This window comes from Brevundimonas sp. (assembly GCF_052436175.1).
Classification (GTDB): Bacteria; Pseudomonadota; Alphaproteobacteria; order Caulobacterales; family Caulobacteraceae; genus Brevundimonas.
In genome coordinates, this window is sequence record NZ_JBQVNM010000106.1 from 1 (window position 1) to 4,618 (window position 4,618).

Genomic DNA, 4,618 nt, shown 5'->3' on the forward strand with positions numbered 1-4,618 from the left:
GTCCTCCGGCCTCAACGTCATCCCCGCCGACGACCTCGACGACGCCGCGCAGAAGATCGTGGCCGCGATCAAGAAGGCTTGAGGAGCAACCATGTCCATCCTGATCGACAAGAACACCAAGATCATCGTCCAGGGCCTGACCGGCAAGACCGGCGGCTTCCACACCGAGCAGGCGCTGGCCTATCACGGCACCCAGATGGTAGCCGGCGTCCATCCGTCGAAGGGCGGTACGAACTGGACGGGCTCGCACGGCGAGACCCTGCCGATCTACGCCTCGGTCGCCGAGGCCAAGGAAGCCACCGGCGCCGACGCCTCGGTCATCTATGTTCCGCCTGCGGGCGCCGCGGCGGCCATCATCGAGGCCATCGACGCCGAGATCCCCTTCATCACCTGCATCACCGAAGGCATCCCGGTGCTGGACATGGTCAAGGTGAAGGCCCGCCTCGACCGCTCCAACTCGCGCCTGCTGGGCCCGAACTGCCCGGGCGTCCTGACGCCGGACGAGTGCAAGATCGGCATCATGCCCGGCTCCATCTTCAAGAAGGGCAACGTCGGCATCGTGTCGCGGTCGGGCACCCTGACCTATGAGGCCGTCTTCCAGACGACCAACGAGGGCCTCGGCCAGACCACGGCCGTCGGCATCGGCGGCGACCCGGTCAAGGGCACCGAGTTCATCGACATGCTGGAGATGTTCCTGGCCGACGACGAGACCACCTCGATCATCATGATCGGCGAGATCGGCGGCGGCGCCGAGGAAGACGCCGCCCAGTTCCTGATCGACGAGGCCAAGAAGGGCCGCAAGAAGCCGATGGCCGGCTTCATCGCGGGGCGTACCGCGCCCAAGGGCCGCACCATGGGCCACGCCGGCGCCGTCGTCTCGGGCGGCAAGGGCGATGCGGAATCCAAGATCGCGGCCATGGAAGCGGCCGGCATCAAGATGTCGCCGTCGCCCGCTCGCCTCGGCAAGACGCTGGTCGAAGTGCTGAAGGGCTGAGGCCGTTTCAGCACGGGTTCGGCATGAACCCATGCGCCGATCGCATATGAGAAGGCCCCGGTTCGCGCCGGGGCCTTTTTTTATCGGATTAATCGACCAATTTATTGCGCGAGGCCCCGTTTCGGTCATGACCGCTGGGGAAAGAGAGCCTATATGACGGTCGCCTTCACATGATCGTGACCGTGAAGGCGCAAGCGATAGTCGGGACGAAAACACGATGGCGGACGATGCCGGTCGGCTGAACCAGGTCTTTGCCGAGACCAGCTTCCTTTACGGCTCCAACGCCGCCTTCATCGAGGGTCTGCACGAGAAATGGGCCGCCGATCCGGGTTCCGTCTCCGCCGAATGGCGCGCCTTCTTCGACCAGCTGAAGGACAACGCCGCCGCCGTCACCGCCTCGGCCCAGGCCGGGGGCTGGGGCCGCAAGGGCGCCGCCGAACCGACCGAGGAGACGGGCGTTTTCGACGGTCGCTGGCCAGAGAAGCCTCTTGGGCCGAAGCCTGATCCTAAGGCCGCCGCCGCCGCCGCCAAACCCGCGCCTGCCGCCACGCCCGCAACGCCCGCGACCGCCGATGTGAGCGCCGAGGCGATCCGCGCCGCCGCCCACGACTCCATTCGCGCCCTGATGCTGATCCGCGCCTATCGCGTGCGCGGCCACCTGCAGGCGACGCTCGATCCGCTGGGCATCGAGCAGCCGACGGACAATCCCGAGCTGACGCCGGAATTCTATGGCTTCACCGCCGCCGATCTGGATCGCCCCATCTATCTGGACGGGGTGCTGGGCCTGCAGACGGGCTCCATCCGTCAGGTGCTGGACCTGCTGAAGCGCACCTACTGCGGCAACATCGGCATCCAGTACATGCATATCGCCGAGCCGGAGGAGAAGTCCTGGCTCCAGCAGCGGTTCGAGGGGCCCGACAAGTTCGAGGCCAACGCCTTCACGAAGGAAGGCAAGATCGCCATCCTGAACAAGCTGATCGAGGCCGAGGGCTTCGAACGCTTCCTGCACAAGCGCTTCCCCGGCACCAAGCGGTTCGGCCTGGACGGCGGCGAGGCCATGGTTCCGGCCCTGGAGCAGGTCATCAAGCGCGGCGGCAGCCTGGGCGTGGACGAGATCGTCATCGGCATGGCCCACCGCGGTCGCCTGAACACCCTCGCGGCCGTGATGGGCAAGCCCTACAAGGTCATCTTCCACGAGTTCCAGGGCGGCTCGGCCGTGCCCAGCGACATCGAGGGATCGGGCGACGTCAAATACCACATGGGCGCCTCGTCGGACCGCGAGTTCGACGGCAATACCGTCCACCTGTCCCTGACCGCCAACCCGTCGCACCTGGAGATCGTCAACCCGGTCGTCCTGGGCAAGGCGCGCGCCAAACAGGCCTTCGACATCCGCGAGGCGAATGCCGGCAAGCCGGAATCCGACTGGGTTCTGGACCGCTCCAAGGCCATGCCCCTGCTTATCCACGGCGACGCCGCCTTCGCCGGTCAGGGCGTGGTCGCCGAATGCTTCGCCCTGATGGGGCTGAAGGGTTACCGCACCGGCGGGACGATGCATTTCGTCATCAACAACCAGATCGGCTTCACGACCTCGCCGCGGAACAGCCGGTCGACCCCCTATCCGTCGGACGTGGCCCTGATGGTCCAGGCCCCGATCTTCCACGTCAACGGCGACGACCCGGAAGCCGTCGTCTTCGCCCCCAAGGTGGCCACCGAATACCGCCAGAAGTTCCACAAGGACGTGGTGGTGGACATGTTCTGCTACCGCCGCTTCGGCCACAACGAGGGCGACGATCCGACCTTCACCCAGCCGGTGATGTATTCGAAGATCCGCGCCCAGCCCTCGACGCGCGAGATCTATTCGAAGCGTCTGGTCGAGGAGGGCGTCCTGACCCAGGCCGAGGTCGACGCCGAACTGGCCCGCTTCGAAGCCTGGCTGGACGAACAGTTCGAGGCCGGCAAGACCTTCAAGGCCGAAAAGGCCGACTGGCTGGACGGCCAGTGGCAGGGTCTGGCGGCGCCCAAGGAAGAGGCGCGCGGCGAGACGGGCGTGCCCCTGGCCAAGCTGAAGGATCTCGGCCACAGGCTGACGACGATCCCGAACTCGATCGACATGCACAAGACGCTGAAACGCGTCATCGACGGTCGGCGCGAGGCCATCGACAGCGGCGAGAACCTGGACTGGGCCACGGCCGAGAGCCTGGCCTTCGCCAGTCTGGTGGACGAGGGTTTCCCGGTCCGCCTGTCGGGCCAGGATTCGGTGCGCGGCACCTTCTCCCAGCGCCACTCGGGCATCGTCGATCAGACGACCGAGGACCGCTATATCCCGCTGAACAACCTGCGCGAAGGCCAGGCCCAGTTCGAGGTGATCGACTCGGCCCTGTCGGAAGAGGCGGTGCTGGGCTTCGAATACGGCTATTCGCTCGCCGACCCGAACACCCTGGTCCTGTGGGAGGCCCAATTCGGCGACTTCGTGAACGGCGCCCAGGTGGTCATCGACCAGTTCATCTCGTCCGGCGAACGCAAGTGGCTGCGGATGAGCGGCCTGACCATGCTCCTGCCCCACGGCTATGAGGGGCAGGGCCCGGAACACTCCTCGGCCCGTCTCGAGCGGTTCCTGCAGCAGTGCGCCGAGGACAATATGCAGGTCGCCAACTGCACCACCCCGGCCAACTACTTCCACATCCTGCGTCGTCAGATGCACCGGTCGTTCAGGAAGCCGCTGATCCTGATGACGCCCAAGTCGCTGCTGCGTCACAAGAAGGCGGTGTCGAGCCTGTCGGAACTGGCGGAAGGCTCGTCCTTCCACCGCCTGCTGCACGACGACGCCCAGACCCGTCCCGAGGTGGCCGGCATCAAGATCAAGGCCGACAAGGACATCCGCCGCGTCATCCTCTGCTCGGGCAAGGTCTACTACGACCTGCTGGACGCCCGCGAGAAGAAGGCCAAGGCCGGGGAGAAGGGTGCCGACGACGTCTACATCCTTCGTCTGGAGCAGTTCTATCCCTGGCCCATCCAGTCCCTGCGCAAGGAGCTGGCCCGCTTCCCCAAGGCCGAGGTCGTCTGGTGCCAGGAAGAACCCAAGAACATGGGCGGCTGGACCTTCGTCGATCCCTGGCTGGAGCTGACCCTCGACAAGCTGGACGTCGCCTCCAAGCGCGCCCGCTACGTCGGCCGTCCCGGCTCGGCCTCGACCGCCGCCGGCCTGATGAGCCGCCACCTCAAGGAACTGGAAGCCTTCACCACCGAAGCCTTCGCCTGATCCTGACAAGCCCCGCCCGAACGCCTAGATAAGACCGAACACCAAAGCCTGGACCCAGACATGGCCGATATCCTGACCCCCGCCCTTGGCGAATCCGTTTCCGAGGCGACCATCGCCAAATGGTCCAAGAAGGTCGGCGATCCGGTCAAGAAGGATGAGGTTCTTGTCGAACTCGAAACCGACAAGGTCTCGCTGGAAGTCGTGGCCCCGGCCGACGGGACGCTCGGCGAGATCAAGTTCGGCGAGGGCGACACCGTGACCCCCGGCGCGATCCTGGGTTCGGTCAGCGAAGGCGGCGCGGCCGCCAAACCCGCCGCCGCGCCGAAGGCTGACGCCGCCCCGGCCGCTGCTGCCGCCCCCGCCGC

Annotated in this window: 3 protein-coding genes; all 3 read left to right on the forward strand. The window is 66.3% G+C overall.

Annotation, left to right across the window (positions count from 1 at the left end; translation table 11 throughout):
- The first annotated feature begins 91 nt into the window (after nucleotides 1–91).
- Nucleotides 92–994 carry a succinate--CoA ligase subunit alpha gene (gene sucD, locus ACT6QK_RS14770; RefSeq protein ID WP_444598582.1) on the forward strand — a complete coding sequence of 301 codons (903 nt, stop codon included), beginning with the start codon at nucleotides 92–94 and terminating at the stop codon, nucleotides 992–994.
- A 217-nt stretch (nucleotides 995–1,211) separates the two neighbouring features.
- A complete protein-coding gene (locus ACT6QK_RS14775; RefSeq protein WP_444598583.1) occupies nucleotides 1,212–4,253 on the forward strand; it encodes a 2-oxoglutarate dehydrogenase E1 component in 3,042 nt (1,013 codons plus the stop codon).
- Nucleotides 4,254–4,313: 60 nt separating this feature from the next.
- Nucleotides 4,314–4,618, forward strand: a 305-nt coding sequence (locus ACT6QK_RS14780) for a biotin/lipoyl-containing protein (RefSeq protein WP_444598584.1), incomplete at its 3' end; no start/stop codon positions are given.

Excerpts from the sequence above, each read along its gene's own strand:
- sucD (WP_444598582.1), top strand. The coding sequence starts at position 92 with ATGTCCATCCTGATCGACAAGAACACCAAGATCATCGTCCAGGGCCTG.
- ACT6QK_RS14775 (WP_444598583.1), top strand. The coding sequence starts at position 1,212 with ATGGCGGACGATGCCGGTCGGCTGAACCAGGTCTTTGCCGAGACCAGC.